38 protein-coding genes are annotated in these 25,334 nt (G+C 69.3%); 35 read left to right on the top strand and 3 right to left on the bottom strand.

Annotated elements, in window-relative coordinates; all coding sequences use genetic code 11:
• Positions 1–9: 9 nt before the first annotated feature.
• The 30 genes from rplC to AC1ROY_RS08005 all read left to right on the top strand — a co-directional run bounded on the left by rplC (position 10) and on the right by AC1ROY_RS08005 (position 16,920).
• A complete protein-coding gene (gene rplC / locus AC1ROY_RS08150; protein WP_493148248.1) occupies positions 10–705 on the top strand; it encodes a 50S ribosomal protein L3 in 696 nt (231 codons plus the stop codon).
• Positions 706–715: 10 nt separating this feature from the next.
• Positions 716–1,336, top strand: a complete 621-nt coding sequence (gene rplD, locus AC1ROY_RS08145) for a 50S ribosomal protein L4 (RefSeq protein ID WP_493148246.1) — start codon at positions 716–718, stop codon at positions 1,334–1,336.
• A gap of 35 nt (positions 1,337–1,371) precedes the next feature.
• On the top strand, positions 1,372–1,668 hold the full coding sequence (locus AC1ROY_RS08140) for a 50S ribosomal protein L23 (protein WP_493148369.1): 297 nt from the start codon (positions 1,372–1,374) through the stop codon (positions 1,666–1,668).
• Positions 1,669–1,671: 3 nt separating this feature from the next.
• Entirely contained in the window at positions 1,672–2,508 is an 837-nt protein-coding gene (rplB, locus tag AC1ROY_RS08135; protein WP_493148244.1) for a 50S ribosomal protein L2, read from the top strand.
• Positions 2,509–2,513: 5 nt separating this feature from the next.
• Positions 2,514–2,792, top strand: a complete 279-nt coding sequence (gene rpsS / locus AC1ROY_RS08130) for a 30S ribosomal protein S19 (RefSeq protein WP_493148242.1) — start codon at positions 2,514–2,516, stop codon at positions 2,790–2,792.
• A gap of 3 nt (positions 2,793–2,795) precedes the next feature.
• The gene (rplV, locus tag AC1ROY_RS08125; RefSeq protein ID WP_493148240.1) at positions 2,796–3,200 is read left to right on the top strand and encodes a 50S ribosomal protein L22; all 405 of its coding nucleotides are present in this window, start codon (positions 2,796–2,798) and stop codon (positions 3,198–3,200) included.
• Positions 3,200–3,877, top strand: coding sequence for a 30S ribosomal protein S3 (rpsC, locus tag AC1ROY_RS08120; protein WP_493148238.1), 678 nt, complete (start codon positions 3,200–3,202; stop codon positions 3,875–3,877). The genes rplV and rpsC overlap by 1 nt, the downstream gene beginning before the upstream one ends.
• Before the next feature lie 11 nt (positions 3,878–3,888).
• A complete protein-coding gene (gene rplP / locus AC1ROY_RS08115; protein ID WP_493148236.1) occupies positions 3,889–4,311 on the top strand; it encodes a 50S ribosomal protein L16 in 423 nt (140 codons plus the stop codon).
• 1 nt (position 4,312) lies between these two features.
• The gene (rpmC, locus tag AC1ROY_RS08110) at positions 4,313–4,519 is read left to right on the top strand and encodes a 50S ribosomal protein L29 (RefSeq protein WP_493148235.1); all 207 of its coding nucleotides are present in this window, start codon (positions 4,313–4,315) and stop codon (positions 4,517–4,519) included.
• A 14-nt stretch (positions 4,520–4,533) separates the two neighbouring features.
• Positions 4,534–4,809: a 30S ribosomal protein S17 gene (gene rpsQ, locus AC1ROY_RS08105; RefSeq protein WP_493148234.1), complete on the top strand. Its 276-nt coding sequence runs from the start codon at positions 4,534–4,536 to the stop codon at positions 4,807–4,809.
• Complete coding sequence (rplN, locus tag AC1ROY_RS08100) at positions 4,806–5,174, top strand: 50S ribosomal protein L14 (RefSeq protein ID WP_493148233.1); 369 nt, start codon at positions 4,806–4,808, stop codon at positions 5,172–5,174. The genes rpsQ and rplN overlap by 4 nt, the downstream gene beginning before the upstream one ends.
• A gap of 2 nt (positions 5,175–5,176) precedes the next feature.
• On the top strand, positions 5,177–5,497 hold the full coding sequence (gene rplX, locus AC1ROY_RS08095; protein ID WP_493148232.1) for a 50S ribosomal protein L24: 321 nt from the start codon (positions 5,177–5,179) through the stop codon (positions 5,495–5,497).
• 152 nt (positions 5,498–5,649) lie between these two features.
• Positions 5,650–6,192 carry a 50S ribosomal protein L5 gene (gene rplE, locus AC1ROY_RS08090; RefSeq protein ID WP_493148368.1) on the top strand — a complete coding sequence of 181 codons (543 nt, stop codon included), beginning with the start codon at positions 5,650–5,652 and terminating at the stop codon, positions 6,190–6,192.
• A gap of 70 nt (positions 6,193–6,262) precedes the next feature.
• Positions 6,263–6,568, top strand: a complete 306-nt coding sequence (gene rpsN, locus AC1ROY_RS08085; protein ID WP_493148231.1) for a 30S ribosomal protein S14 — start codon at positions 6,263–6,265, stop codon at positions 6,566–6,568.
• 12 nt (positions 6,569–6,580) lie between these two features.
• Entirely contained in the window at positions 6,581–6,979 is a 399-nt protein-coding gene (gene rpsH / locus AC1ROY_RS08080; RefSeq protein ID WP_493148230.1) for a 30S ribosomal protein S8, read from the top strand.
• A gap of 13 nt (positions 6,980–6,992) precedes the next feature.
• Positions 6,993–7,526, top strand: a complete 534-nt coding sequence (rplF, locus tag AC1ROY_RS08075; protein WP_493148229.1) for a 50S ribosomal protein L6 — start codon at positions 6,993–6,995, stop codon at positions 7,524–7,526.
• A complete protein-coding gene (gene rplR, locus AC1ROY_RS08070) occupies positions 7,526–7,888 on the top strand; it encodes a 50S ribosomal protein L18 (RefSeq protein ID WP_421989481.1) in 363 nt (120 codons plus the stop codon). The genes rplF and rplR overlap by 1 nt, the downstream gene beginning before the upstream one ends.
• An 18-nt stretch (positions 7,889–7,906) precedes the next feature.
• Positions 7,907–8,539, top strand: coding sequence for a 30S ribosomal protein S5 (gene rpsE, locus AC1ROY_RS08065; protein WP_493148227.1), 633 nt, complete (start codon positions 7,907–7,909; stop codon positions 8,537–8,539).
• The gene (gene rpmD, locus AC1ROY_RS08060) at positions 8,532–8,720 is read left to right on the top strand and encodes a 50S ribosomal protein L30 (RefSeq protein ID WP_493148225.1); all 189 of its coding nucleotides are present in this window, start codon (positions 8,532–8,534) and stop codon (positions 8,718–8,720) included. The genes rpsE and rpmD overlap by 8 nt, the downstream gene beginning before the upstream one ends.
• 34 nt (positions 8,721–8,754) lie before the next feature.
• On the top strand, positions 8,755–9,237 hold the full coding sequence (rplO, locus tag AC1ROY_RS08055) for a 50S ribosomal protein L15 (protein ID WP_493148224.1): 483 nt from the start codon (positions 8,755–8,757) through the stop codon (positions 9,235–9,237).
• Between the two features lie 94 nt (positions 9,238–9,331).
• On the top strand, positions 9,332–10,687 hold the full coding sequence (secY, locus tag AC1ROY_RS08050) for a preprotein translocase subunit SecY (protein WP_493148222.1): 1,356 nt from the start codon (positions 9,332–9,334) through the stop codon (positions 10,685–10,687).
• A 12-nt stretch (positions 10,688–10,699) separates the two neighbouring features.
• Positions 10,700–11,353: an adenylate kinase gene (locus AC1ROY_RS08045; protein ID WP_493148220.1), complete on the top strand. Its 654-nt coding sequence runs from the start codon at positions 10,700–10,702 to the stop codon at positions 11,351–11,353.
• A gap of 168 nt (positions 11,354–11,521) precedes the next feature.
• Positions 11,522–11,899, top strand: coding sequence for a 30S ribosomal protein S13 (gene rpsM, locus AC1ROY_RS08040; protein WP_493148219.1), 378 nt, complete (start codon positions 11,522–11,524; stop codon positions 11,897–11,899).
• A gap of 1 nt (position 11,900) precedes the next feature.
• Positions 11,901–12,299 carry a 30S ribosomal protein S11 gene (rpsK, locus tag AC1ROY_RS08035; RefSeq protein WP_421989468.1) on the top strand — a complete coding sequence of 133 codons (399 nt, stop codon included), beginning with the start codon at positions 11,901–11,903 and terminating at the stop codon, positions 12,297–12,299.
• A 98-nt stretch (positions 12,300–12,397) separates the two neighbouring features.
• On the top strand, positions 12,398–13,414 hold the full coding sequence (locus AC1ROY_RS08030; RefSeq protein ID WP_493148216.1) for a DNA-directed RNA polymerase subunit alpha: 1,017 nt from the start codon (positions 12,398–12,400) through the stop codon (positions 13,412–13,414).
• 34 nt (positions 13,415–13,448) lie between these two features.
• Positions 13,449–13,871 carry a 50S ribosomal protein L17 gene (gene rplQ / locus AC1ROY_RS08025; protein ID WP_493148215.1) on the top strand — a complete coding sequence of 141 codons (423 nt, stop codon included), beginning with the start codon at positions 13,449–13,451 and terminating at the stop codon, positions 13,869–13,871.
• Between the two features lie 141 nt (positions 13,872–14,012).
• Positions 14,013–14,573: a DUF6973 domain-containing protein gene (locus AC1ROY_RS08020; protein ID WP_493148213.1), complete on the top strand. Its 561-nt coding sequence runs from the start codon at positions 14,013–14,015 to the stop codon at positions 14,571–14,573.
• A gap of 87 nt (positions 14,574–14,660) precedes the next feature.
• Entirely contained in the window at positions 14,661–15,020 is a 360-nt protein-coding gene (locus tag AC1ROY_RS08015) for a YciI family protein (RefSeq protein ID WP_493148212.1), read from the top strand.
• Positions 14,945–16,222, top strand: a complete 1,278-nt coding sequence (locus AC1ROY_RS08010) for an RNA polymerase sigma factor (protein ID WP_493148210.1) — start codon at positions 14,945–14,947, stop codon at positions 16,220–16,222. The genes AC1ROY_RS08015 and AC1ROY_RS08010 overlap by 76 nt, the downstream gene beginning before the upstream one ends.
• A gap of 104 nt (positions 16,223–16,326) precedes the next feature.
• On the top strand, positions 16,327–16,920 hold the full coding sequence (locus tag AC1ROY_RS08005) for a hypothetical protein (protein ID WP_493148208.1): 594 nt from the start codon (positions 16,327–16,329) through the stop codon (positions 16,918–16,920).
• A gap of 9 nt (positions 16,921–16,929) precedes the next feature.
• On the opposite strand, the gene AC1ROY_RS08000 is transcribed toward AC1ROY_RS08005, so the two are convergent.
• Entirely contained in the window at positions 16,930–17,358 is a 429-nt protein-coding gene (locus tag AC1ROY_RS08000) for an Ivy family c-type lysozyme inhibitor (RefSeq protein WP_493148207.1), read from the bottom strand.
• Positions 17,351–18,310: a Bug family tripartite tricarboxylate transporter substrate binding protein gene (locus AC1ROY_RS07995; protein WP_493148205.1), complete on the bottom strand. Its 960-nt coding sequence runs from the start codon at positions 18,308–18,310 to the stop codon at positions 17,351–17,353. The genes AC1ROY_RS08000 and AC1ROY_RS07995 overlap by 8 nt, the downstream gene beginning before the upstream one ends.
• A gap of 174 nt (positions 18,311–18,484) precedes the next feature.
• On the opposite strand from AC1ROY_RS07995, the gene AC1ROY_RS07990 reads away from it, so the two are divergent.
• Complete coding sequence (locus tag AC1ROY_RS07990) at positions 18,485–19,561, top strand: autotransporter-associated beta strand repeat-containing protein (RefSeq protein WP_493148203.1); 1,077 nt, start codon at positions 18,485–18,487, stop codon at positions 19,559–19,561.
• A 63-nt stretch (positions 19,562–19,624) separates the two neighbouring features.
• A complete protein-coding gene (locus AC1ROY_RS07985) occupies positions 19,625–21,877 on the top strand; it encodes an autotransporter outer membrane beta-barrel domain-containing protein (protein ID WP_493148202.1) in 2,253 nt (750 codons plus the stop codon).
• Here the strand turns inward: AC1ROY_RS07985 and AC1ROY_RS07980 are convergent.
• On the bottom strand, positions 21,865–22,647 hold the full coding sequence (locus AC1ROY_RS07980) for an SDR family NAD(P)-dependent oxidoreductase (RefSeq protein ID WP_493148200.1): 783 nt from the start codon (positions 22,645–22,647) through the stop codon (positions 21,865–21,867). The genes AC1ROY_RS07985 and AC1ROY_RS07980 overlap by 13 nt on opposite strands.
• A gap of 38 nt (positions 22,648–22,685) precedes the next feature.
• Here AC1ROY_RS07980 and AC1ROY_RS07975 point away from each other — a divergent pair, with 38 nt between their 5' ends.
• From AC1ROY_RS07975 to AC1ROY_RS07965, 3 genes are all read left to right on the top strand, one after another.
• Entirely contained in the window at positions 22,686–23,588 is a 903-nt protein-coding gene (locus AC1ROY_RS07975) for a YicC/YloC family endoribonuclease (RefSeq protein WP_493148197.1), read from the top strand.
• Complete coding sequence (gmk, locus tag AC1ROY_RS07970) at positions 23,578–24,216, top strand: guanylate kinase (protein ID WP_493148196.1); 639 nt, start codon at positions 23,578–23,580, stop codon at positions 24,214–24,216. Before AC1ROY_RS07975 ends, gmk begins: the two co-directional genes overlap by 11 nt.
• Before the next feature lie 139 nt (positions 24,217–24,355).
• Positions 24,356–25,291 carry an AEC family transporter gene (locus AC1ROY_RS07965; protein WP_493148194.1) on the top strand — a complete coding sequence of 312 codons (936 nt, stop codon included), beginning with the start codon at positions 24,356–24,358 and terminating at the stop codon, positions 25,289–25,291.
• The last annotated feature ends 43 nt before the right edge of the window (positions 25,292–25,334 follow it).

Genomic DNA, 25,334 nt, shown 5'->3' with positions numbered 1-25,334 from the left:
GACGGAACCATGGCGACCCCAGAGGCGACCAAGTCCCGCACCGGGCTCATCGCGCGCAAGCTCGGCATGACTCGGCTTTTCAACGACGACGGCTCCACGACGCCGGTGACGGTGCTGCATCTCGATGCGGTCCGGGTCATCGCGCAGCGCACGGCCGACAAGGATGGCTACACCGCGCTGCAGGTGGGCATCGGCAAGGCGAAGGCGAAGAACGTGACGAAGGCCAATCGCGGCCACTTCGCGAAGGCCGGCGTCGAGGCTCCGATGAAGCTCACCGAGTTCCGCGTGGATGCCGAGGCGCTCGTCGCCCCCGGCACCGTGCTGAGCGGCGCGCATTTCGTGACGGGACAGAAGGTCGATGTGACCGGCACCTCGAAGGGCAAGGGTTTTGCCGGCGCCATGAAGCGCTGGAACTTCTCCGGCCTCGAGGCCTCGCACGGTGTGTCGATCAGCCACCGTTCGCATGGCTCGACCGGCAACCGTCAGGATCCCGGCAAGACCTTCAAGAACAAGAAGATGGCGGGTCATCTCGGCGTCGAGCGCATCACCACCCAGAACCTGGTGGTGGCGGGCCATGATGCCGAGCGCGGTCTGCTGCTCATCAAGGGCTGCATTCCCGGTTCCGCAGGGGGCTACGTGCTGGTGCGCGACGCGGTGAAGCACGCGCGTCCGGCCGAAGCGCCGTTCCCCGCGGCGACGGTCTGAGGGTAGGACAATGCAAGTTTCCGTCATCACGCTGGACAATGCGCCGGCCGGCGAGGCCGAGCTGCCGGACGACCTGTTCGGCACCGCGCCCCGCGCCGACATCATGGCCCGCGTCGTCCACTGGCAGCTCGCGAAGCGCCGGGCGGGCACGCACAAGGCCAAGGGCATGGGCGAGGTTTCCGGCACGACCAAGAAGCCGTACCGCCAGAAGGGCACGGGCTCCGCTCGCCAGGGCTCGCTGCGCGCCCCGCAGTTCCGTAAGGGCGGCGTGGTCCATGGCCCGGTCGTGCGCGACCACGGCTATTCGCTGAACAAGAAGGTGCGCCGCCTGGGCCTCATCTCGGCCCTGAGCCAGAAGGCCGCCGACGGCAAGCTCATCGTGCTCGACGCCGCGACCGCGGACGAGGGCGCGAAGACCTCCGCCATGGCCAAGCGCGTGAAGGCGCTGGGCTGGACGAAGGCGCTGGTCATCGACGCGACGGTGGACGCCAACTTCCTCCGCGTGCTGCGCAACATCCCCGGGATGGACGCGCTGCCGACGGTGGGCGCCAACGTCTACGACATCCTCAACCACGACGTGCTGGTGGTCACCCGCGCCGGCGTGGAAGCCCTCAAGGAGCGCCTGGCATGAGCGCGACGGTGAGCAAGCCGAAGGCGGCGCCCGCCATCAGCAAGGAGCGGATGTACCAGTGCATCCTCTCGCCGCTGGTGACCGAGAAGGCCACCCTCATGAGCGAGGTCGGCCAGTACGCGTTCCGCGTGGCGATCGACGCGTCCAAGCCCGAGATCAAGCAGGCGGTCGAAGGACTGTTCGGCGTGAACGTGCTCGCGGTGAACACGCTGCTCGTCAAGGGCAAGACGAAGCGCTTCAAGGGCCGTCCCGGCAAGCGCTCTGACTGGAAGAAGGCGATGGTGCGCCTGGTCGAAGGCCAGAGCATCGATCTGACCACGGGGCTCAGCTAAGCCATGGCGCTCAAGCATTTCAATCCGATCACGCCGAGCTCGCGCGGCACGGTGCTGATCGACCGGACCGGCCTGTGGAAGGGCAAGCCCGTGAAGCAGCTGACGGAGGGCAAGAGCCACTCCGGCGGCCGCAACAATCACGGCCGCATCACCGTGCGGTTCCGTGGGGGCGGGCACAAGCAGTCCTACCGCATCGTCGACTTCAAGCGCCGCGCGAAGTGGGGCATCCCCGCGACCGTCGAGCGCATCGAGTACGATCCGAACCGCACGGCCTTCATCGCGATGGTGAAGTACCAGGACAACGAGATCGCCTACATCCTGGCGCCGCAGCGCCTGAAGGTGGGCGACGTCGTGATCGCCGGCGACAAGGTCGACATCAAGCCGGGCAACGCCATGCCGCTGGGTGCGATCCCGGTCGGCACGGTGATCCACAACATCGAGCTGAAGCCGGGCGCCGGCGGCAAGGTCGCGCGCTCCGCGGGCACCTTCGCGCAGCTGGTGGGCAAGGATGCCGGCCTGGCGCAGATCAAGCTGATGTCCGGCGAGCTGCGCACCGTGCGCGGCGAGTGCATCGCCTCGATCGGCGCCGTGTCCAACCCGGACAACAGCAACCAGGAGCTGGGCAAGGCGGGTCGCAGCCGCTGGCTCGGCCGCAAGCCGCATCAGCGCGGCGTGGTGATGAACCCCGTCGACCACCCGCATGGTGGCGGCGAGGGCCGGACCTCCGGCGGCCGTCACCCCGTGACGCCGTGGGGCAAGCCGACCAAGGGTGCGAAGACGCGCAACAACAAGCGGACGGATCGCAATATCGTGCGCCGCCGCAACGCGACGAAGGGCTGATCGCGATGCCGCGCAGTGTATGGAAAGGGCCGTTCGTGGACGGCTATCTGCTCGCGAAGGCGGAGGCCGCCCGGTCCTCCACCCGCAACGAGCTCATCAAGACCTGGTCGCGCCGCAGCACGATCCTGCCGCAGTTCGTCGGACTCACCTTCGGCGTCTACAACGGCAAGAAGTTCCTGCCCGTCCAGATCTCCGAGAACATGGTCGGCCACAAGCTCGGCGAATTCTCGCCGACGCGGACCTTCGGTGGTCACTCGGCCGACAAGAAGGCGAAGCGGGGCTAAGCCATGAGCAAGCCGAAGCATCCCCGCGGTCTCGCGGACTCCGAGGCGCAGGCCATCACGCACAACATCCGCGTGAGCCCGCGCAAGCTGAACCTGATCGCCGGGATGATCCGCGGCGCGAAGGCTCAGGAAGCGGTCGCGACGCTGACCTTCAGCAAGCGCCGCATCGCGCAGACGGTGAAGAAGACGCTCGAGAGCGCCATCGCCAATGCCGAGAACAACCACCAGCTGGATGTGGACCGCCTCGTCGTGTCCAAGGCCGAAGTTGGTCGTTCCATCGTGATGAAGCGCTTTGCCGCGCGTGGTCGTGGCAAGTCCTCGCGCATCGAGAAGTGGTTCAGCCACCTCAAGATCGTGGTGGCCGAGCAGCAGGCGCCGGCGGCGTCGAACGAAGTGGGGGCCGCGTAATGGGTCACAAAGTCAATCCGATCGGCCTGCGGCTCGGCATCAACCGGACCTGGGACAGCCGCTGGTACGCCGATCGCGGCTACGCCAAGCAGCTGCATGACGACCTGCAGCTCCGCGAGACGCTGAAGGATCGCCTGAAGTCGGCCGGCGTGTCGAAGGTGGTGGTGGAGCGTCCGGCCAAGAAGCCGCGCGTGACCATCCATGCCGCCCGCCCGGGCGTCGTGATCGGCAAGAAGGGCGCCGACATCGACAGCCTCCGCAAGGAGCTGTCGGCCAAGGCCGGCGCCGAGGTCTCGCTGAACATCCTCGAGATCCGCAAGCCGGAGCTCGACGCGGTTCTCGTGGCCGAGAGCATCGCCCAGCAGCTGGAGCGCCGCGTGGCCTTCCGCCGCGCGATGAAGCGCGCCGTGCAGTCCGCGATGCGCCTGGGTGCGCTCGGCATCCGGATCAACTGCTCCGGCCGCCTCGGCGGCGCCGAGATCGCGCGCATGGAGTGGTACCGCGAGGGCCGCGTGCCGCTGCACACGCTGCGCGCCGACATCGACTACGGCGTCGCGACGGCGAAGACGACCTATGGCACCTGTGGCGTGAAGGTGTGGATCTTCAAGGGCGAGATCATGGCCCACGATCCGAGTGCGCAGGACAAGCGCGCTCAAGAACAAGCGCCGCAGCGTTAAGGTGAACTGAGATGTTGCAGCCGAAGCGAACCAATTACCGGAAGGCCCACAAGGGCCGGATCAAGGGCGTTGCCAAGGGCGGCTTCACGCTGTCCTTCGGCGGCTACGGCCTGAAGGCCCTCGAGCCGGAGCGCGTCACTGCGCGCCAGATCGAGGCCGCGCGCCGTGCCATCACGCGCGCCATGAAGCGCGCGGGCCGTGTATGGATCCGCGTCTTCCCGGACGTGCCGGTCTCGACCAAGCCCGCCGAGGTCCGCATGGGCTCCGGCAAGGGTGCGCCCGAGTTCTGGGTGGCCCGGGTGAAGCCCGGCCGCATCATGTTCGAGATCGACGGCGTGCCGCTCGAGACGGCCAAGGAGGCGCTGACCCTCGGCGCCGCCAAGCTGCCGATCCGCACCAAGATCGTTGCGCGCCTCGGCGGCGCGGAGGCCTGACATGACCAAGATCGTGGATATCCGCACCAAGTCGGAGGACGAGCTCAGCGGCCTGCTGATCGACCTCCGCAAGGAGCAGTTCAATCTTCGCTTCCAGCGTGCCACCGGGCAGCTGGAGGCGACGGGCCGCATTCAGCTGGTCCGTCGTGATATCGCCCGTGTGAAAACCGTCCTGGCCGAGCGTTCGCGCACGGCCGCCAAGGCATAGAGGAGACCCCGGCCATGCCGAAGCGCGTCCTCACCGGACGGGTCGTCAGCGACAAGATGGACAAGACGGTCACCGTCTTGATCGAACGTCGCGTGATGCACCCGCTCTACAAGAAGTTCATCCGGCGCTCGAAGAAGTACGCCGCGCATGACGAGCTCAACCTCTGCAAGGAGGGCGATCTCGTCTCCATCGAGGAGTGCCCGCCGCTGAGCAAGCGGAAGGCCTGGCTCGTGATCGCGCGCAACGGCGAGGCCCTCGCGGCTGAAGCCAGCCAGGGAGTTCCGGCATGATCGGCGTCGAGGCCAATCTGGACGTCGCCGACAACTCCGGCGCGCGTCGTGTCCAGTGCATCAAGGTGCTGGGCGGCTCCAAGCGGAAGACCGCCTCGGTCGGCGACATCATCGTCGTGGCCGTGCAGGAGGCCATTCCCCGGGGCAAGGTGAAGAAGGGCTCGGTCGAGCGCGCGGTCATCGTGCGCACGGCCTATCCCGTCCGCCGCGCCGACGGCTCGGCGATCCGCTTCGACCGGAACGCCGCCGTCCTCATCAACAAGGCCGGCGAGCCGATCGGCACGCGCATCTTCGGACCGGTGGTCCGCGAGCTGCGCGCGCGCAAGTTCATGAAGATCATCTCGCTGGCGCCGGAGGTCCTGTAATCATGGCCGCCAAGATCAAGAAGGGCGACCGGGTGCACGTGCTCTCCGGTCGCGACAAGGGCAAGCGTGGGGAAGTCCTCCGCGTGATCCCGACCGAGAACCGCGCGGTGGTTCAGGGCGTTCACCTGGTCAAGAAGCACACGAAGCAGACGCGCGTGGGCGAGACCGGGGGCATCGTCTCCGTGGAGGCCAAGATCGACCTCTCGAACCTCGCGCTGATCGATCCGAAGACGGACAAGCCCACCCGCGTCGGCTTCCGCGTCCTGGACGACGGGAAGAAGGTCCGCGTGGCCAAGGGCTCTGGTGAGGTGCTCGACGCATGAGCGGGACGAAGAAGGGCAACGCGCCCGGCAACAAGAACAAGCCGGCCAGCAAGCCGACCTCTGGCGCGAAGAAGCCGGAAGTCGACACGACGAGCCGCCGCGTGGAGGCCATTCCGGCCGCCGCCGGCGCTGCGAAGGCCGCACCCGAGGGGCTGACGCGCCTGCAGGCGCTTTACAACACGACCGTGAAGGCGAAGCTCCAGGAGGAGTTCGGCTACGCGAACGTGATGGAAGTGCCGAAGCTCGAGAAGATCGTGATCAACATGGGCGTGGGTGAGGCCGCGGGCGACCAGAAGAAGCTGGACGCCGCCGTCGCCGACCTCACGCTGATCTCCGGCCAGAAGCCGGTCCGCACGCGGGCGAAGAAGGCGATCGCCGGCTTCAAGATCCGCGAGGGCCAGGCGATCGGCTGCAAGGTCACGCTCCGCAAGGCGCGCATGTACGAGTTCCTGGACCGCCTGGTCACGATCGCGCTCCCGCGCGTCCGCGACTTCCGCGGTATCCCGGGCAACCGTGGCTTCGACGGCCGGGGCAACTATGCCCTTGGCATGAAGGAGCAGATCGTGTTCCCCGAGATCAACTACGACAAGGTTGATCAGGTGCGCGGCATGGACATCGTGTTCGTCACGACGGCGAAGACGGACAAGGAAGCCAAGGCTCTGCTGAAGGCTTTCGATCTCCCCTTCGTCAACTGAATCATTGGAAAACCGCCGGCTGCCCTGACTTCCTGGGTAGGCCGGCAGGTTCCGGAGGACCATAGACCAAATGGCCAAGACCTCTTCCGTCGAGAAGAACAAGCACCGCGAGAAGCTCTCGGCGCAGCATGCGAAGAAGCGCGCTGCCCTGAAGTCGACCGTGATGGACCGCGAGGCGCCCATCGAGGACCGCTTCGAGGCGAGCCTCAAGCTCGCGCAGATGCCGCGCAACGGCGCGAAGATCCGCGTCCGCCTGCGTTGCGAGATCACCGGTCGCCCGCGCGGCAACTACCGGAAGTTCAAGCTCTGCCGCAACATGCTGCGGGACCTGGCCAACAAGGGCCAGCTCCCCGGTGTGGTCAAGGCGAGCTGGTAAGGAGCCCGGCACATGTCCATGTCCGACCCGTTGGGCGACCTGCTCACCCGCATCCGCAACGCGCATGGCGCCCGGCAGACGCGCTGCGTCGCGCCCGCCAGCCGCCTGAAGACCGACGTGCTCGACGTCCTGAAGCGCGAGGGCTATATCCGCGCCTGGCGCGTGGAGGAGCTGCGCGCCGGCATCAGCCAGATCGAGATCGAGCTGAAGTATTCCGAGGGCGAGCCCGCCATCAAGGAGATCGCGCGCGTGTCCAAGCCTGGGCGCCGCGTCTACTCCAAGATCAAGGAGCTGCCGAAGTTCTACAACGGCCTCGGCATCCAGATCCTGTCCACGCCCCGCGGCGTGATGAGCGACACCGAGGCCCGCGCTGCCAATGTTGGCGGCGAAGTCCTCTGCCGCGTGTTCTGATAGGGGGTCCGATATGTCACGCGTTGGTAAATATCCGGTCCCCATTCCCGCGGGCGTCCAGGTCTCCCTGGCCGGCCGCACGCTGGTGGCCAAGGGCAAGCTCGGCGAGCTTCGGCTCGACCTGACGGATGCCGTCGATGTCGACGTGCGCGAGAAGGAGGTCGCGGTCTCGCCGCGCGGCTCCGACACGCGCAGCCGCACCCTCTGGGGCACGACCCGCAGCCTGGTGAACGGCATGGTGACGGGCGTCTCGACCGGCTTCGTGAAGTCGATGGAGATCACCGGCACCGGCTACCGCGCCGCGATGCAGGGCAACGACCTCGTGCTGAACCTCGGTTACAGCCACGAGATCCGCTATCCCCAGCCGGCCGGCATCAAGATCACCTGCGAGAAGCCCACCTCGATCAAGGTCGAGGGGACGGACAAGCAGAAGGTCGGCCAGGTCGCCGCCGAGATCCGTGCCTATCGCGGCCCCGAGCCCTATAAGGGCAAGGGCGTGAAGTACGACAACGAGACCATCCTCCGGAAGGAGGGGAAGAAGAAGTAATGGCCGACAAGATCGCATTGCGGCAGCGCCGCCGGGCTCGTCTGCGCTACCAGCTGAAGGTCAAGGGCGCCGGTCGCCCGCGGCTTTCGGTGTTCCGCTCCGGGCGCCACATCTACGCCCAGGTCATCGACGACGTGGCGGGCCGCACGGTCGCGGCCGCCTCGACGCTCGAGAAGGACCTGCGCGGCGAGCTCAAGACGGGCGCCGACAAGGACGCGGCGACCACCGTGGGCAAGCTGGTGGCCGAGCGCGCGATTGCCGCCGGCGTCAGCGCGGTCGTCTTCGACCGCGGGCCCTTCCTCTATCATGGCCGCGTCAAGGCTCTGGCGGAGGCTGCCCGCGAGGGCGGCCTCTCCTTCTGAGCCGCGGGGAGATCGATTATGGCACGTGAACCGCGCAGTGGCGGCGAAGGCGAGAACCGGGGTCGGGGCCGCGGCCGCGACCGCGACCAGAACCGTGGCCCGCAGCCCGAGAGGGACGGCGGCGACGAGCTGCAGGACAAGCTGGTCACGATCAACCGCGTGGCCAAGGTGGTGAAGGGCGGTCGCCGCTTCAGCTTCGCCGCCCTCGTGGTCGTGGGTGACCAGAAGGGCCGCGTGGGCTGGGGCAGCGGCAAGGCCCGCGAGGTGCCCGAGGCGATCCGCAAGGCGACGGAGCGTGCCAAGAAGGGCATGATCCGCGTGCCGATGCGTGAGAGCCGCACGCTGCATCACGACGTGATCGGCGAGTTCGGCGCCGGCAAGGTGGTGCTGCGCTCGGCTCCGGCCGGCACGGGCATCATCGCCGGCGGCCCGATGCGCGCCGTCTTCGAGACGCTGGGCATGGGCGACGTCGTGGCGAAGTGCACCGGCTCGACCAACCCGCACAACATGGTGAAGGCGACCTTCGCCGCCCTGACGCGGGCCAGCAGCCCGCGCGCGGTGGCGAACCGGCGCGGCAAGAAGGTCTCCGACCTGCTCGGCCCGCGCAAGGACGGCGCCGTCGAGACCGCGGAGGTGGCCACCAATGGCTGACAGCAAGCAGACGGTCCGCGTGACGCAGGTCGCCTCGGGCAACGGCAAGAAGCCGGGCCAGCAGGCGACGCTGGTCGGTCTCGGCCTGAACAAGATCAACCGCTCCCGCGAGCTGGAGGATACGCCCGCGGTGCGCGGGATGATCCGCAAGGTCGCGCATCTCGTGAAGGTGGAGGGCTGACCGCGCTGCGGTCGGACCTCCGAAGGACATGGTCATGAAGCTCAACGAATTGCGTGACAACGAGGGCGCGCGGCCGAAGTTCAAGCGCATCGGTCGCGGCATCGGCTCGGGCAAGGGCAAGACGTCCGGCCGCGGCGTGAAGGGCCAGAAGGCCCGGACCGGCGTGTCGCTGAACGGCTTCGAAGGTGGTCAGCTCCCGATCTATCGGCGCCTGCCGAAGCGCGGGTTCAAGAACATCTTCCGGATCCAGTACGCCACGATCAACCTCGGCACGCTGGAGAAGGCGTTCGAGGAGGGCAAGCTGAAGGCCGGCGAACCCGTCACCGAGGCGGTCCTGCGGGACGCCGGCGTGGTGCGCACGAGCAAGAAGTTCGTCGGCGTCCGGCTGCTGGGCAACGGCGAGATCAAGCGCGCGGTCGACATCACGGTCTCCGGCGCCTCGGCGACGGCGATCGCGGCCATCGAGGCGGCCGGCGGCAAGGTGACGCTCCCGGCGGCGGAAGCTGCCGCGGAGTAATTCCGTGCGCCGGGCGTCTGTCCGCTCTGGAACGTGGCGCCCCCGGGCATTATCCATAGGCCCGGGCGCGTGACGCCCGGAGAAGGATAGACGCATGGCCTCGGCCACCGATCAGCTTGGCAACAGCCTCAACTTCGGCGTCCTCGCCAAGGCGACGGAGCTCAAGAACCGCATCTGGTTCACGCTCGGCGCGCTCATCGTCTACCGGATCGGCACCTATGTGCCGGTGCCGGGCGTCGATGCCGCCGTGATGGGCGAGATGCTGCGCCAGCACGGCGGCGGCATCCTCGGCATGTTCGACATGTTCACCGGCGGCGCGCTGGGGCGCATGACGGTGCTTGCGCTCAACATCATGCCCTACATCTCGGCCAGCATCATCGTGCAGCTGATGACGGCGGCGATCCCGAGCTGGGAGGCCCTCAAGAAGGAGGGCGACAGCGGGCGCAAGAAGCTCAACCAGTACACGCGCTACCTGACGCTGCTCATCGCCATCGTGCAGGCCTACAGCATCGGCGTGGGGCTGGAGGCGATCCGCGGCAATTCGGGTCCGGCGGTGGTCGATCCCGGCATGCTCTTCCGCATCTCCACCACCATCACCCTGGTCGGCGGGACGATGTTCCTGATGTGGCTGGGCGAGCAGATCACCGCGCGCGGCGTGGGCAACGGCATCTCGCTGATCATTTTCGCGGGCATCGTGGCGAACCTGCCCTCGGCACTGATTTCCACGCTGGAGCTGGGGCGGACGGGCGCGCTCTCCACCTTCTTCATCATCTTCTTCCTGACGGCCGCGGTGGGCACCATCGTCTTCGTGGTCTTCATGGAACGGGCGCAGCGGCGAATCCCGGTGCAGTACCCCAAGCGCCAGGTGGGCAACCGCATGTTCGGCGGCGAGAACACTCACCTGCCGCTGAAGCTGAACACCTCGGGCGTGATCCCGCCGATCTTCGCCTCCTCGCTGCTGCTGCTTCCGGCGACGGTCGCGGGCTTCTCGACCGACCGCACGGCCGACACCTGGCTGCAGACCATCGCGAACATGCTGGCGCACGGGCAGCCGCTCTACATGGCGCTCTACATCGCGCTCATCGTCTTCTTCTCCTTCTTCTACACGGCGGTGGTGTTCAACCCGGCCGAGACGGCGGACAACCTGAAGAAGTACGGCGGCTTCGTGCCCGGCATCCGCCCCGGCCAGCAGACGGCCGACTATCTGGACCGCGTGCTGACCCGGCTGACGGTGCTGGGCGCGGCCTACCTCGTCGTCGTCTGCATCATCCCCGAGATCCTGATCTCGAACTACGGCGTGCCCTTCTACTTCGGCGGCACCTCGCTGCTGATCATCGTGACCGTGACCATGGATACGGTGGCCCAGGTCCAGTCCCATCTCTTCGCCCACCAGTACGAGGGGCTGATCAAGAAGGCCCGCCTCGGCGGCCGTGGCCCGCGGACGCGGTAACGGGGGATGACGATGAACCTCATTCTCCTGGGCCCTCCGGGCGCGGGCAAGGGAACCCAGGCCAAGCGGCTCGAGGAGCGCTTCGGCCTGGTGCAGATCTCCACCGGCGACATGCTGCGCGCCGAGGTGAAGTCGGGCTCGGCCATCGGCCAGGAGGCGAAGGCGATCATGGAGCGCGGCGAGCTGATCCCCGACTCGGTGATCACCGCCATGCTGGCCGCCCGCGTGCAGCAGCCGGACGCCGCGAAGGGCTTCATCCTGGACGGCTTTCCCCGGACGACTCCGCAGGCCGAGGCGCTCGACGCCATGCTGCGCGAGAAGGGCCTGGTGCTCGACCACGTGATCGAGCTCAAGGTCGACGACGCGAAGATGGTGGAGCGCATCTCGGGCCGTTACACCTGCGCAAAGTGCGGCGAGGGCTACCACGACGTCTTCAAGCAGCCGAAGGTGCCGGGCGTCTGCGACGTCTGCGGCAGCACGGAATTCACGCGGCGCGCCGACGACAAGGCCGAGACGGTGGGGGCCCGGCTGGCTGCCTATCACCGGCAGACGGCGCCGCTGCTGCCCTACTACGAGGCGCAGGGCAAGCTGCGCAGCGTCGACGGCATGGCGGAAATGTCCGCCGTGACGGCGGATTTGGAGAGGATTCTGACCTCGGGTGCTTGACGGAAGGGAGGGGTTGGGCCTATGTCCCCGCCTCTCACGGACGCGGCGTGCCAGGGCATGCTTCGGCCGTGTTCTGCTTTGCTCGATCAGGAAGTATCGCCGCGGCGCCGGATTTCGGCGGAGCGGTAACCATTTGGACGGGGCCCTCAGGCCCGCAGGAGCTGGACAGTGGCGCGCATCGCTGGCGTGAACATCCCCACCAACAAGCGCGTGGTGATCTCGCTGCGCTATATCTATGGCATCGGCCCGAAGAACGCCGAGCAGATCTGCGAGCAGGTCGGCATCCCGGCCGAGCGGCGCGTGAACCAGCTCACCGACGACGAGGTGATGAAGCTCCGCGAGCTGATCGATCGTGACTACCGCGTCGAGGGTGACCTCCGCCGTGAAGTTGCGATGAACATCAAGCGCCTGATGGACATGGCCTGCTACCGCGGCCTCCGTCATCGCCGTGGCCTGCCGGTCCGCGGTCAGCGCACGCACACCAATGCGCGCACGCGCAAGGGCAAGGCCGTGGCCATTGCCGGCAAGAAGAAGGTGACGAAGTAAGATGGCCCGTCCCCCCAACGCCTCGAACCGCCCCCGCAAGAAGGAGCGCAAGAACATCAGCTCCGGCGTGGCGCATGTTCTCGCGACCTTCAACAACACGATCGTGACCATCACGGACGCTCAGGGCAATTCCATCGCCTGGTCGTCCTCGGGATCCAAGGGCTTCAAGGGCAGCCGCAAGAGCACGCCCTATGCCGCGCAGATGGCCGCCGAGGATGCGGGCATGAAGGCGCGCGAGCATGGCATGGAGACCGTCGAGGTGATGGTCTCGGGCCCCGGCTCGGGCCGCGAGTCGGCGCTGCGCGCGCTGCAGACCGTGGGCTTCCACGTGACCGCCATCCGCGACGTGACCCCGATCCCCCACAATGGCTGCCGCCCGCGCAAGCGCCGGCGGGTCTGATTCCCAAGGCGGCCCGCCGGCCGCCGGATTTCTGTATCGCGAGCATCTCCCCGTCCCGGTTCCAAGCACCGGGCGGGTCCGCTCCAGGAGAGACGCACTTGCTCGAACGCAACTGGCAATCACTGATCAAGCCCGAGAAGCTGCAGGTCGAGTCGGGCAGCACGGATCTGCGTCAGGCGACGCTGGTGGCCGAGCCGCTCGAGCGCGGCTTCGGCCAGACGCTCGGCAATGCGCTGCGCCGCATTCTGCTGTCCTCGCTCCAGGGCGCGGCCGTCACGGGCGTGAAGATCGACGGCGTGCTGCATGAGTTCAGCAGCCTCACCGGCGCGCGCGAGGATGTGACCGACATCATCCTCAACCTCAAGCAGCTGGCCATCCGCTACCAGGGCGAGGGCACCAAGCGCCTGCTGCTCACGGCGACCGGCCCGGGCGAGGTGACGGCGGCCCAGATCCAGACGACGGGCGACATCGAGATCGCCAACCCTGAATTGGTCATCTGCACGCTGGACGACGGCGCCAAGCTCTCCATGGAGCTCACGGTGCAGGTCGGCCGCGGCTATGTGCCGGCCTCGATGAACCGCGCCGAGGACGCGCCGATCGGCCAGATCCCGGTCGATGCGATCTACTCGCCGGTCCGCAAGGTCTCCTACCGCGTCGAGCCGACCCGCGTGGGCCAGGTGACCGACTACGACCGCCTGGTGCTCTCGCTGGAGACCAACGGCACGGTGGCGCCCGAGGATGCCGTGGCGCTCGCCGCCCGCATCCTGCAGGATCAGCTGTCGCTCTTCGTGACCTTCGAGGAGCCGCGCGAGAAGGTGCGCGACGAGGTGCAGGACGACCTGCCCTTCAACCGCAACCTGCTGCGCAAGGTGGACGAGCTGGAGCTGTCCGTCCGCTCCGCGAACTGCCTGAAGAACGACAACATCGTCTATATCGGCGACCTCGTTCAGAAGAGTGAGCAGGAGATGCTGCGGACGCCGAATTTCGGCCGCAAGTCGCTGAACGAAATCAAGGAAGTGCTGGCCTCGATGGGCCTCTCGCTGGGTATGCCGATCACCGGCTGGCCGCCCGAGAACATCGAGGACCTGGCGAAGAAGATCGAAGAGCCGTTCTGATCAGCCGCTGTAAGTTCGGCCAGGAGATAAGACTATGCGTCACGGTGTTTCTGGGCGGAAGCTCAACGTCACGTCCACCCATCGCGCGGCGATGTTCCGCAACATGGCGACGAGCCTGCTCAAGCACGAGCAGATCACGACCACGCTGCCCAAGGCGAAGGAGCTGCGCCCCTATGTCGAGCGCATCATCACCCTCGCCAAGCGCGGCGGGCTGCATGCGCGCCGGCAGGCCTATTCGGTGATCATGGACGAGAAGGTGGTGGACAAGCTCTTCACCACCATCGCCGATCGCTACAAGGCGCGGCAGGGCGGCTACACCCGTGTGCTCAAGGCCGGCTTCCGCTACGGCGATGCCGCGGCAATGGCCGTGATCGAGCTGGTGGAGCGCGACGTGGCCGCCAAGGGCCTCGACAGCGGGCCGAAGGCCGAGGCCACCGAGGAGCAGGAGGCGGCGTAAGCCAGCTTCCATTCCGGGAGATTCAGGAAGGGCGGGGAGCATGGCTTCCCGCCCTTTTTGGTTACAGACGCGACAATATTTACGTTGCTAACATTGCCGCCGCCCTGGCAGAGACGCCCCCGCCACAAACGGGAAAGAGCCATGGGTTTCTACGACGACCTCAAGAGCAAGTTCGACATCTGGAACCGGATGAACGACTTCGAGAAGGACACGGTGCGCGACATCGTCTCCGCCAATCCGGGCCAGGCCTTCGTCCTGAAAGAGGCCAAGGAAGAGGCGGAGCGCTGGTCCTGGTCGGTCTCCTATGCCTTCACCGCCGAGCTGACCCCCGAGCAGGCCGACGCCACCGCCAAGGCCAGCCGCAACGACGGCCCGGCCGATGCGCTGCGCCATTGCTGCTGGTCGGCGCTGCTGGCCAGCCAGCTCGCCTACAATGACGCGATGCGCGTGGTGATGTCGCACGAGTTCGGACCTAGCGAGGGCTCGCTGGCCTCGCGGATGGACATCCACAACAACAGCGTGGGGCTCAGGATCGGCGTGGCGAACAAGCGGCCGCAGGGTGCCTCGCCCACCGGCCTCGCGAAGAACGACGGCGACATCAAGGAGGCGGTCATGAACGCCTTCCTGCATGGCCAGCTCTATGTCCTGTCAAAGGACAAGTCGCGGCTGGAGCCGAGCCGGTCGCTGCTGCAGGGCCGCTGACTGTTTTTCGCGGGCGCTGTCGAAGACGAGGGCTGGCGCGGCTCATGTCTGCGAGGGAATGATCCCTCGCCCACGGAGACCCAGCCGATGCAATACGCCCTCCTCTTCGCCGAATCGCCGGACGACTTCGCCCAACGCAAGGATCCTGCGACCGCCGCCTCCTACATGGGCGCCTGGACCGCCTATATCGGCGCCATGTACCAGGCCGGCATCGTGCAGGCCGGCGCGGGCCTCGAGCCCACCTCCCTGGCCACCACGCTGCGCGTGCGCGACGGCGCGCGCGAGGTGCAGGACGGCCCCTTCGCCGACAGCAAGGAGCAGCTCGGCGGCTTCGTGATCCTCGAGCTGCCGGATCTCGACGCGGCACTGGAATGGGCCGCGCGCTGCCCGGTCATCTCGACCGGCGCGGTGGAGATCCGCCCGGTGATGCCGCCGCCGCCGCGGTGACGGAGGCCGCGCGCGCGGCCGGGCATGCGGCGCGGGGGGCCTATGGCCGCCTCGTGGCGATCCTCGCCGCCCGCTCGCGCGATGTGGCCGGCGCGGAGGACGCGCTGGCCGAGGCCTTTCGCGCCGCGCTGGAGCATTGGCCGAGGACGGGCGTTCCGGATCGTCCCGAAGCCTGGCTGCTGGTCGCGGCCCGCCGGCACCTCGGCCATGCCGCACGCCACCAGAAGGTCCGACGCGCGGCCGAGCCGGCCCTGACCCTGCTCGCGGGCATCCAGACGGCGCCGGAGGAGATTCCCGACCGCCGCCTCCAGCTCCTGCTGGTCTGTGCCCATCCCCCGATCGACCGCGCGGCCCAGGCGCCGCTGATGCTGCAGACCGTGCTGGGGCTGGATTCCGCACGGATCGCGGCCTGCTTCCTGGCCTCTCCCGCGGCGATGGCGCAGCGGCTGGTCCGCGCTAAGGCGCGCATCCGCGACGCCGGCATCCGCTTCGAGCTTCCGGACGCCGCCGCCCTGCCGCCGCGGTTGGAGGCGGTGCTGGACGCGATCTACGCGGCCTATGGCACCGGCTGGTCGGACCTGCTCGCGGACGGGCAGGGCGCACCGGGGCTGGTGGGCGAGGCGATCTGGCTCGCCCGGCTGGTGGTGGCGCTGCTGCCCGAGGCGCCTCAGCCCAAGGGCCTGCTGGCGCTCATGCTCCATGCCGAGGCGCGGCGGCCGGCCCGGCGCGACGCGGCCGGGCGCTTCGTGCCGCTCTCGGAGCAGGATCCGTCCCGCTGGTCGCGCCCGATGCAAGAGGAGGCGGAGGCGCTGCTGCGCGCCGCCTCCCGGGAGGCGGTGCTGGGCCGCTACCAGCTGGAGGCGGCGATCCAGTCGCTGCATTGCGGCGCGCGGCTGGAGGGCCGTCCGCGCCCGGCCGAGCTGCTGGTGCTCTACGACCTGCTGGCGCAGCTCTCGCCCGCCGCCGGCGTGCTGGTGGCGCGGGCGGCCGCGATGGTCGAGGCCGGCCATACGGCGGCCGCGCTGGCCGAGCTCGACGCGCTGGCGCCGCGGCTGGGGGACTACCAGCCCTGGTGGGCGGTGCGGGCGCACGCGCTGGACCGCCTGGGCGAGGCGGCGGCGGCACGGGCGGCCCGGCATCGTGCCGCGGGGCTCTCGGAAGACCCCGCCATCCGGGAATTCCTGTTGCGCCCACGAGGCTGATCCCCATTCCAGGCCGATCAGGGCTTCCGTGGCCGGCGCGGCTGCACTCCGTCTGGCCAAAAGTATACTATACTGTCAGGGTGTGGCCGGAAGAGGAGCGGGCAATGAGACGGTCGATCATTTCCGTATTCGTCATGCTTCTGATGATGCCGGCAATGGCTCAGCAACCAGCCACCATGAATTGGTCACGATATCCCAATCCCGGATGGAATATGCATTCGAGAGAATTTGTCGGGCATTTCAACAATGTTGCGGCCCGGCATCGCATCAGCATGCGCGTGACCGAAGAGATCTGTTGGGTGAGCGAGCGCAAATCCGACTGCGAGCTTCGCTTCGGCCGGTTCTTGGTGGGCGGGCTGGTGTCCAGCCCCGATCGCGCGACGCTCCGCGACGTCAGCATCCTCGACGCGGAGGGAGCCCGCCCCGACCAGGCCAGGAGCCAGACCTTCGAGTTCGCCATGGCGGCACAGCTGCTGGCGGTCCTGTTCGAGCCGAACAGCGAGCCGCGAGAGCTGACGGCCTTATGGCAGAGGCTGATGGAAGGCCCTTCCAGAGGCATCCGCTCCGCCACGCTGAGAGGCACGCGCTTCTCGTTTCATCCGGTGCGGGGGCTCGGCGACATGATCATTGTCGAGCCGGCCTCCGGCGATCCAAGTCCGGCGGAAGCGCCGGACGCCCTGGAGAATGCCTGGAGGTGAGCGCGGCCCTCAGCGCGGGCCGATGGCCTCGCTCAGGGCGGGGCTGAACGGCACCAGGGCCGGCCGCAGCGCCGCCGGCCAGTCGCGCGGGTTCGGCGGCACGGAGAGGCGGACGCGGCCCTCCTCCAGCAGCAGCAGGAAGACCCGCTCCTCGCGGAGATCATAGGCGAGGAAGGCGCCGCCCTCCCGGCAGCCCGTCGGCAGGCAGCCATGGCCATGGAGATAGCGGCCCTCGGCGAGCGCCACGGGCGGCCCGGGGTCGCGCAGCCGGGCAGCGAGGGCGGTGCGGTATCCTCCCGTGGCGAAGCGCAGCATGCCCGTCATCTCGGGTCGCTGCGCCAGAGCGAGGACGGGCTGGCCGATGACGGCCTGGATGTCCGGCTCCTGCGCCGCGGCCGGCAGCGCCGTCAGCACTGCGAGCAGCGCGCGTCTAATCAACGCGGATGTTCGCGGTGCGGACCAGCTCGGCCATGGCGGCGCGGCCCTCGCGGACATAGCGGGCAAATTCCACGGGCGTATTGCCGACCGGTACGGCCGCGAGCTGCGCGAGGCGCGCCTTCACCGGCTCCTCGGCCAGCGTCTCGCTGACCGCCTTGTGCAGCTTCTCCAGGATTGGCGCCGGGGTCCCGGCCGGAGCGAAGAGCGAGGCCCATTCGCTGATCTCGATGCCCGGCGTGCCCAACTCGGCGAAGGTCGGAATCTCCGGGCGCAGCGGCACGCGCTGCGGCGCGGAGACCGCGATGAAGCGCGCCCGCCCGCTGTCCACGATCGGCCCGGCCGAGAGCATGGTGATGAAGCAGCCGTCCAGCGTGCCGGCCGCGAGGTCGCGCGCCGCATCGGCGCCGCCGCGATAGGGCACGTGGGTCAGCTCGATCCCTGCCGCCAGGCCGAACTGCACGAGGCCGAGATGCCCCGCCGTCGCATTGCCCTGGGTGCCGATGTTGAGCGGCTGCCGGCGCGCCAGCGCGATGAACTCCGGCAGCGTCCGTGCCGGCAGGTCGGCCTTCACGGCCAGGACCTGCGGGAAGGTCACGGCCTGGGTGATGGGGGCGAAGGCGGTCGCGTAGTCGAAGGTCAGGCCGCGCAGCAGGGACGGGTTCACGAGATGGCTGGAGGCGTCCATCAGCAGCGTCTGCCCGTCGGGCGCCGAGCGCGCGACCTCGCCGCCGCCGACCGAGCCGCCCGCGCCGGTGCGGTTCTCGACCACCAGCGGCTGGCCCAGCCGCTCGCCCATGCGGGGGGTGATGGCGCGCGTGGCGCTGTCGGCCGCGCCGCCGGCGGCGAAGGGCACGATCACGCGGATCGGGCGGGTGGGGTAGGCCTGCGCCCGGGCGAGGGCCGGCGCGGCCAGGAGAGGCAGGGACAGCGCGAGGCGGCGGGGCAGGTTCATGGCGTTCTCCCGGAATTGACTTCCGGGTGAATCGGCCCGCGCGGGCGCGGCGTCAAGCACGGGCGGGGGATGGCCGAACAGCAACCACCGTCGAACGGCGCGGCCATTTCATGCGCACGTCTGGAATGGCGGAAGGCGGCTTGTTAACATCGTTTCAAAGAGGTGCGGCCGCCAATGACGTCCAGGACTTTTTCTCGACTTCGCCTTGCTTCGCTGATCGGAACGGCACTCGGCATCTCCGCGCCGGCCCTGGCGCAGGACGCGACCTGGACGGGGGCGGTGGACGGGAATTTCAACACGCCGGGCAACTGGTCCACCGGACAGGTGCCCGATGCGGCGACGACCGCGATCCTCGACAGCGGCGCAGCGGTCACCATCGATTCCGGCAACGTCTCGATCGGAGGGCTGAACGGCGCGGCGGGGTCGCAAGTGACGCTCGGCTCCAACTGGCTGGCCGTGGGCCTTGGGGGAGGCGTCTTCGGCGGCGAGATGAGCGGCACCGGACGGCTGTTCGTGCTCGGCAACATCGATTTCATGGCCGGGAACGGGGCCGATGTCACCCTGACCGGGAATGTCTCCAACGGCATCTCGGTCGGCTTCAGCCCCTTCGACCTGTCGCACGGCAATGTGGACGTGCCTTTCGCTTCTCCCAGCGGATCGGTCCTCCGGATCGGTAACGGCGGAACCACCGGGAGCGTGACCGGCGACATCGCCAGTTTCGGCACCGTGATCTTCAACCGCGCCGATGCGGTGACCTATGCCGGCGCGATCAGCGGCAACGGCGATGTGCAGGTGTCCGGTCCGGGTACGCTGACGCTGACCGGATCGAACACCTACACGGGGACGACGACCATTGCCGCCGGCGCCACGCTGCGCGTGGGCGATGGCGGGACGAGCGGCACGCTGCCCGGTGGGATCGTCAGGACGCTCAGCATCGCGAATGGAGTGGAAACGGCCTATACGGGATCGGCCGTCAACAACGGCACACTGGTGTTCAACCGCAGCGATTCCTACAGCGGCCCCGGCTTCACCTACGAGGGCTGGGGCACAGGGTCGACAACCCTGGATACCTACGACGGCTTCCTCGGCAACATCACGGGCTCCGGCGCGCTGCGCGTCGAGAGCGGCGACTTGCGGACCGGGAGTATCAGGCAGGGCAGCATCTATATCGCGCCGGGGGCATCCTTGGCGGCAATGCCCCTGGCGGGAAACGTGATCAACGAGGGTACCCTCACGATCTTTTCACCCTAGACCGGGACGTCTCCCGCTTCGGGCACTTTCAACGGGACGATCACCGGGTCCGGCTCAATCGCCGTGAACGACCGCCTGATTTTCTCTTTCCAGGGCACGACGTCGATCGGCGGAAGCCTGACGCTGGGGCAGATGAGCGACACCTCGCTCGTCGGTGACCATGCCTTCGGGGGCGGCGTCGTCCTGGGCAATCGGGCCACTCTGAATGTCGGGAGCACCCAGGGTGCCGCCGGCCGGCTGGCGGGGAACCTGACGCTCGGCGCCAACAGCCGGGTCTCGTTCTATCAATGGGGGACCGTGGGATCCTACGCCGGCAACATCAGTGGCCAGGGAAGCGTCTATGTCTTCGGCGGCGGGGAGCTGACTTTCACGGGGACGGCGACCCACAGCGGCGGGACCTATGTCGGCACCAACGCGGCCTGGCTCAATACTTTTCCGCGGCCCCCCTCAGCCTTCCAGGATGAGAGCATTCTGAGGATAGGGGATGGCGGCACGTCCGGCAGCATCGCGGGTGATATCGGCGTCAACGGAACCGTGGCGTTCTACCGTTCCGACGATATGACCTATGGCGGCGTGATCAGTGGCCCCGGTCAGGTGAGCCAGATCGGCACGGGCACACTGACCCTATCCGGTCTGAACACCTACACGGGCGCCACGACGGTGGCAGCCGGCACTCTGTCGGTGACGGGTTCGATCGCGAGATCCTCCGGCGTCACGGTGATGTCCGGCGCGACGCTCGCCGGCACCGGCACGCTGCCGAATGTCGCGATCCAGCCCGGCGGCACCTTCGCGCCCGGCAATTCCGTGGGCACCGCGGCCGTCGCCGGCAACCTGACCCTGGCGCCCGGCTCGACGGTGGCGATCGAGGTGCAGGGCGGCACGGCGGACCGGATCAACGTCTCCGGCGCGGCGAACCTCGGCGGCACGCTCAGGCTCATCCCGCTCGGCGGCAGCTACGCCTTCAACACGCCCTATACGCTGATCTCGGCCCAGGGGGGCCGCAGCGGCAGCTTTGCCGCGGTGAGCACGCAGGGCAGCTTCGGCGCGGGCGTCATGAGCGAGGTCGGCTACACCGCTGATGCGGTGAACCTGACCCTGGCGCCGGCGCAGCTCGTGCCGACGCCGGGCCCGACTTCACCCTCGCCCTCTCCCCCTGGCCTCGTGGGCTTCCTGCCGGCGAACCTGCGCGGCGTGGCCGGCGCGCTGGACACGGCCCGTGCGGCGGGTGGGGACCTCTCCTCCTTCTTCAACGTGTACAACGCGCCGGCGCAGCAGATCGGTCATGCCGTGAACCAGCTCTCGGGCGAGGTGGGCACCACCACGACGGGCATGGGCCTGATCGCGGGCCAGCAGTTCCTGTCCTCGATGCTGAACCCCTTCAGCTATGGCCGGGACGCGCTGATGGGCAGCCGCATCGCGGCCAACGGCTCGGCCGACGGCGACGACGCGGCCCCGCGGCCGCGCTATTCCATGTGGGGCCAGGCGACGGGCGGCTATTCGCGGGTCGCCGGCGAGGATGGCGCGGGCTCGGCCACGCGCTCGGCGCGCGGCGCGGGCTTCGCGCTCGGTCTCGACATCGCGCTCGGCGCGCAGTCGATGGTGGGCGTCGCGGCCGGCGCCGGCGAGACCAGCGCGTCGCTCTCGGGCGGCCTCGGCCGCGCCAATTCCTGGACGGGCCAGGTCGGCGTCTTCGGGCGGACGCGGCTGGATACGCGGATGGGCGGCCTGACGCTGGAGGGTGCCGCGGCGGTCTCCTTCCTGGAGACGGACACGAAGCGCACCCAGTACTTCCTGAACAATGCCGAGCAGCGGGCGAGCCACGATGCCCGCGTCTACTCCTTCCGGCTGGAGGGACGGCATGACGGCGTCCGGCGCGCGGGCATCTCCTTCCAGCCGCTCCTGGCGGTCCAGGCGCAGGTGGTGGACAGCGACGGCTACTCCGAGCGCAGCTCCGCCCCGGGCACGCCGATGGGCGTGACGGTGGCCGGGTCGACCAACAGCACGGTGCGGACCGAGCTGGGCTTCCAGGCCGAGGGCACGGTGCCGGTGGGGACGCGCGTCGTGCGGGGCTTCGGGCGGGTGGCCTGGGGCCACTACCTGATGCGCGAGCAGAGCTCGGTGACGGCGCTGCAGGCCTTCCCGGGGCAGGGCTTCGTGGTGCAGGGCGCGCGCCCGGATGCGGACAGCGCGATCCTCGCGGCGGGGCTGGAGACGGAGATCGCGCCGCGCTGGACCCTGGGGGCGCGGGTGGACAGCGAGCTTTCCGGCCGCGTCCAAGAGGTCGCGGGGACGGTGAGGCTCCGCTACCTCTTCTGAGACTGCGGCTTGGGCGGCGCCATCATCAGCAGCCGGTTGCGCCAGCCAGGCGGCAGTGCGCCGACGATGCGCGCGAGCGCGTAGAGCCGCCGTGGATAGACGATGCGCAGCCGCCCCGCCGCGATCCCGTCCAGCGTGCGCCGTGCCGCCTCTTCGGGCTCCATCAGGAAGGGCATCGGAAACTCGTTCACCGCCGTCATCGGCGTGCGCACGAAGCCAGGATTGACCGAATGCATCCGGATGCCGCGCTTGCGTTCCGTGCCGTCGCGAGCCTCCGTCCAGCGCTGGGCCGCCGACTTGCTGGCGCTGTAGGCGGGCGTGCTGGGCGCGGCGACGAAGGCCGCGATGGAGGCGATCACGGCGATGCGGCCGCGCAGCCCGTCGGCGCCCGGTTCCTGCGCCGCCATGGCCGCGATGGCCGGCAGCGCCGTGTTGAGCACGCCCGTCAGGTTGGTCTCGAAGACCGCGCGGCAATCCTCCGCCGATTCCCAGGAATCGCCCGTCCCCGCGCCGACGCCGGCATTGGCGATGACGAGGTCGAGCCGCCCGGCGCCGCCGATCCACTCGGCCATGGCCGCCGCGTCGCGCACATCTGCGGCGACTGCGCGCACCTCGGCGCCCTTCGCGCGGCAGGCCTCGGCCACGGCCTCCAGCCGCGCCGTGGTCCGCGCGGAGAGATGCAGCGTGACGCCCGGCGCCGCACAGGCCTCGGCCAGCGCCGTGCCGATGCCGGAGGAGGCGCCGGTGATCAACACATTCGGCCAGCGCATCCCTGGACTCCTTCGCGAGGGCGCGGGAGAAACCCCGCATGAGCAAGCGCCTATGCAGCATGACGGGCTTCGCGCGGGAAGCCGGAACCCTCGCCGACGGCGCCGCCTATGCCTGGGAGATGAAGAGCGTGAACGGCCGCGGCCTCGAGCTGCGCTTCCGCCTGCCCCCGGGGCTCGACGCGCTGGAGGCGCCCGCGCGCGATGCGGCGGCGAAGCGGCTCAAGCGCGGCAACGTGCAGATCGGGCTTGCGCTGCGCAGCGAGGGGCGCGCGCCGATGCTGCCCGATCCGGCCGCGCTGGAGCGCGCCCTGGAACTGGCCACCGGCCTCGCCGCCCGCATCCCCGGCGCCGCGCCGCCGCGGGCCGAGGCCTTGCTGGCGCTGCCCGGCGTGATGCGCGCCGAGCAGGCGGAGCTCAACGAGACCGAGGAGGAGGCGCGGCGCGGCGTGCTGCTCGCCGCCTTCCAGCGCGGGCTGGCCACCTTGTGGGATTCGCGCGCGGCCGAGGGCGATCGCCTCGCCGCCATCCTGTCCGCGCTGCTGGACGAGATCGAGGCGCTCTGCGCGGCCGCCGGCGCGGAGGCGGCGAACCAGCCGGCCGCGCAGCAGGCCCGCCTCTCCGAGACGCTCGCCGGCCTGCTCGGCGAGGCCGGCCGCGCCCGCTTCCCGGAGGAGCGGCTGGCGCAGGAGGTGGCGCTGCTCGCCGCCAGATCCGACGTGCGCGAGGAGCTGGACCGGCTGTCGGCGCATCTCGATGCCGCCCGCATGCTGGTCGCCGAGGGCGAGGGGGCCGGCCGCAAGCTCGACTTCCTCGTGCAGGAATTCGTGCGCGAGGCGAACACGCTCTGCTCCAAATCGGCCAGCGTGGCGCTGACGCGCATCGGTCTCGATCTGAAGGCCGCCATCGAGCGGCTCCGGGAGCAGGCCGCGAATGTCGAGTGACCCGACGCACGCAAGGCGCGGCGTCTGCCTCGTGCTGTCCGCGGCGCCCGGCGTGGGCAAGACCAGCATCTCGCGCGAGCTGCTGAGGACCGAGCCCGACCTCTCGCTCTCCATCAGCGCCACCACCCGCGCGCCGCGCCCCGGCGAGCAGGAGGGCGTGCACTACTTCTTCAAGACGCAGGACGCCTTCGCCGCGATGGCCGCCGCCGGCGGCTTCCTCGAGCACGCGACCTTCCTCGGCCGCTCCTACGGCACGCCGCGCGCGCCGGTGGAGGAGGCACTGGCCGCCGGCCGGGACGTGCTCTTCGACATCGAGTGGCAGGGCCACCGCCTGCTGCGGAAGGCGATGCCGCAGGACGTCGTCGGCGTCTTCCTCCTTCCCCCGTCGGTCCGGGAGCTGGAGCGGCGCCTGCACGGCCGCGGGCAGGACAGCGAGGAGGAGATCGCCCGCCGCATGGAGGCCGCCCGCGACGAGATCCGTCATTGGGACGAGTTCGACCACGTCCTGGTGAACGAGGATTTCCAGGAGACGGCCCAGGCCGTGCGGACCATCCTGCACGCCGCGCGCGGCGAGCGGGCGCGGCAGCCCTGGCTCGGGGACTTCGTCGCCCGCCTGCTCCGCGAGTGAGAAGGCCAGGCAGGATCGATGCCCACAGCGAATATCCGGCCGCGACCGCGGCCGGCGCCGCCCATTCCACCTTCCGGCCTGGCGCACCAGCGGCGCGGCGAAGCCAAGCGCGCGGAGCGCGCGCCCGGCGTCTGAGGGCATGAAGGACGCCGCCCTCGTCGTCCTGCAGGTGGTGGCGCCGATCTTCGCCATCATCCTCGCGGGCTATCTCGCCGCCTTCCGGAACTGGATCGACGCGGCCGGCTTCCGCGGCCTCAACAGCTTCGCCTTCACCCTGGCCGCGCCGTCCCTGCTCTTCGCCAGCGGCACGGCCGGCCACCAGGGCGGCGGCGCGGCTGCGCTGGCCTTCTTCCTCGGCATCGGCGTGCTCTATGCGGGGACGCTGATCGGGGGGCGGCTCGCTGGGCTGCCGCTGGGCGCGAACGGCATGCTCGCGCTCGATGCCAGCTACGGCAACACGGTCATGATGGGCATCCCGCTCATCCTCGCGAGCTTCGGGCAGGAGGGGCTGTCGGTCCTGATCGCCATCCTCGCGCTGCACTCGATGCTGGTGCTGGGCGTCGCCACGGTGGTGGCGGAGGTCGCGCACAACGAGAAGGCGGCACCGCTTCGCCTGTTCCTGGCCACGCTCGGCGGCATGGCGCGGAACCCGGTCTTCATGGCGGTCACCGCCGCGCTGATCTGGAGCACGCTGCAGCTGCCGGTGCCGGGGCCGGTGCGCGCCACGCTGCAGATGTTCGGCTCGGCCCTGGCGCCGGTCGCGCTCTTCTGCCTGGGCGGCAGCCTCAGGGGCTTCAACATGGCGGCGGGCTGGAAGCAGACGGGCGCCACCGTCCTGCTGAAGCTGGCGGTGCTGCCGCTCCTCGTCTGGGCGATCGGGCGGACGATGGAGCTCTCGCCCATGGAGCTGGCCGTGGCGGTGGTCGCGGCCGCGATGCCGACGGGGGCCAATGCCTTCCTGCTGGCGCGGCGCTACGCGACGGGGACGGACACCTCGGGCGCCGCGGTGCTGGTCTCGACGGTGCTGTCCGTCGTCACGCTCTCGGCGCTGCTGGCGCATTTCGCCGTACGCTGAAGCCGGCGCCGTGAATCATTCTCCCGGGAGCCAGGGGGTGCCC

Source organism: Roseococcus sp. GW821-FHT12F05 (genome assembly GCF_058806835.1).
Note: the sequence above shows the minus strand (reverse complement) of the source record. Positions and strands in the feature narration are given on the sequence as shown.

Excerpts from the sequence above, each read along its gene's own strand:
- rplC (WP_493148248.1), top strand. The coding sequence starts at position 10 with ATGGCGACCCCAGAGGCGACCAAGTCCCGCACCGGGCTCATCGCGCGC.
- rplD (WP_493148246.1), top strand. The coding sequence starts at position 716 with ATGCAAGTTTCCGTCATCACGCTGGACAATGCGCCGGCCGGCGAGGCC.
- rplB (WP_493148244.1), top strand. The coding sequence starts at position 1,672 with ATGGCGCTCAAGCATTTCAATCCGATCACGCCGAGCTCGCGCGGCACG.
- rpsS (WP_493148242.1), top strand. The coding sequence starts at position 2,514 with ATGCCGCGCAGTGTATGGAAAGGGCCGTTCGTGGACGGCTATCTGCTC.
- rplV (WP_493148240.1), top strand. The coding sequence starts at position 2,796 with ATGAGCAAGCCGAAGCATCCCCGCGGTCTCGCGGACTCCGAGGCGCAG.
- rpsC (WP_493148238.1), top strand. The coding sequence starts at position 3,200 with ATGGGTCACAAAGTCAATCCGATCGGCCTGCGGCTCGGCATCAACCGG.
- rplP (WP_493148236.1), top strand. The coding sequence starts at position 3,889 with ATGTTGCAGCCGAAGCGAACCAATTACCGGAAGGCCCACAAGGGCCGG.
- rpmC (WP_493148235.1), top strand. The coding sequence starts at position 4,313 with ATGACCAAGATCGTGGATATCCGCACCAAGTCGGAGGACGAGCTCAGC.
- rpsQ (WP_493148234.1), top strand. The coding sequence starts at position 4,534 with ATGCCGAAGCGCGTCCTCACCGGACGGGTCGTCAGCGACAAGATGGAC.
- rplN (WP_493148233.1), top strand. The coding sequence starts at position 4,806 with ATGATCGGCGTCGAGGCCAATCTGGACGTCGCCGACAACTCCGGCGCG.
- rplX (WP_493148232.1), top strand. The coding sequence starts at position 5,177 with ATGGCCGCCAAGATCAAGAAGGGCGACCGGGTGCACGTGCTCTCCGGT.
- rpsN (WP_493148231.1), top strand. The coding sequence starts at position 6,263 with ATGGCCAAGACCTCTTCCGTCGAGAAGAACAAGCACCGCGAGAAGCTC.
- rpsH (WP_493148230.1), top strand. The coding sequence starts at position 6,581 with ATGTCCATGTCCGACCCGTTGGGCGACCTGCTCACCCGCATCCGCAAC.
- rplF (WP_493148229.1), top strand. The coding sequence starts at position 6,993 with ATGTCACGCGTTGGTAAATATCCGGTCCCCATTCCCGCGGGCGTCCAG.
- rplR (WP_421989481.1), top strand. The coding sequence starts at position 7,526 with ATGGCCGACAAGATCGCATTGCGGCAGCGCCGCCGGGCTCGTCTGCGC.
- rpsE (WP_493148227.1), top strand. The coding sequence starts at position 7,907 with ATGGCACGTGAACCGCGCAGTGGCGGCGAAGGCGAGAACCGGGGTCGG.
- rpmD (WP_493148225.1), top strand. The coding sequence starts at position 8,532 with ATGGCTGACAGCAAGCAGACGGTCCGCGTGACGCAGGTCGCCTCGGGC.
- rplO (WP_493148224.1), top strand. The coding sequence starts at position 8,755 with ATGAAGCTCAACGAATTGCGTGACAACGAGGGCGCGCGGCCGAAGTTC.
- secY (WP_493148222.1), top strand. The coding sequence starts at position 9,332 with ATGGCCTCGGCCACCGATCAGCTTGGCAACAGCCTCAACTTCGGCGTC.
- AC1ROY_RS08045 (WP_493148220.1), top strand. The coding sequence starts at position 10,700 with ATGAACCTCATTCTCCTGGGCCCTCCGGGCGCGGGCAAGGGAACCCAG.
- rpsK (WP_421989468.1), top strand. The coding sequence starts at position 11,901 with ATGGCCCGTCCCCCCAACGCCTCGAACCGCCCCCGCAAGAAGGAGCGC.
- rplQ (WP_493148215.1), top strand. The coding sequence starts at position 13,449 with ATGCGTCACGGTGTTTCTGGGCGGAAGCTCAACGTCACGTCCACCCAT.
- AC1ROY_RS08020 (WP_493148213.1), top strand. The coding sequence starts at position 14,013 with ATGGGTTTCTACGACGACCTCAAGAGCAAGTTCGACATCTGGAACCGG.
- AC1ROY_RS08015 (WP_493148212.1), top strand. The coding sequence starts at position 14,661 with ATGCAATACGCCCTCCTCTTCGCCGAATCGCCGGACGACTTCGCCCAA.
- AC1ROY_RS08010 (WP_493148210.1), top strand. The coding sequence starts at position 14,945 with ATGGGCCGCGCGCTGCCCGGTCATCTCGACCGGCGCGGTGGAGATCCG.
- AC1ROY_RS08005 (WP_493148208.1), top strand. The coding sequence starts at position 16,327 with ATGAGACGGTCGATCATTTCCGTATTCGTCATGCTTCTGATGATGCCG.
- AC1ROY_RS07995 (WP_493148205.1), bottom strand. The coding sequence starts at position 18,310 with ATGAACCTGCCCCGCCGCCTCGCGCTGTCCCTGCCTCTCCTGGCCGCG.
- AC1ROY_RS07990 (WP_493148203.1), top strand. The coding sequence starts at position 18,485 with ATGACGTCCAGGACTTTTTCTCGACTTCGCCTTGCTTCGCTGATCGGA.
- AC1ROY_RS07980 (WP_493148200.1), bottom strand. The coding sequence starts at position 22,647 with ATGCGCTGGCCGAATGTGTTGATCACCGGCGCCTCCTCCGGCATCGGC.
- AC1ROY_RS07975 (WP_493148197.1), top strand. The coding sequence starts at position 22,686 with ATGAGCAAGCGCCTATGCAGCATGACGGGCTTCGCGCGGGAAGCCGGA.
- gmk (WP_493148196.1), top strand. The coding sequence starts at position 23,578 with ATGTCGAGTGACCCGACGCACGCAAGGCGCGGCGTCTGCCTCGTGCTG.
- AC1ROY_RS07965 (WP_493148194.1), top strand. The coding sequence starts at position 24,356 with ATGAAGGACGCCGCCCTCGTCGTCCTGCAGGTGGTGGCGCCGATCTTC.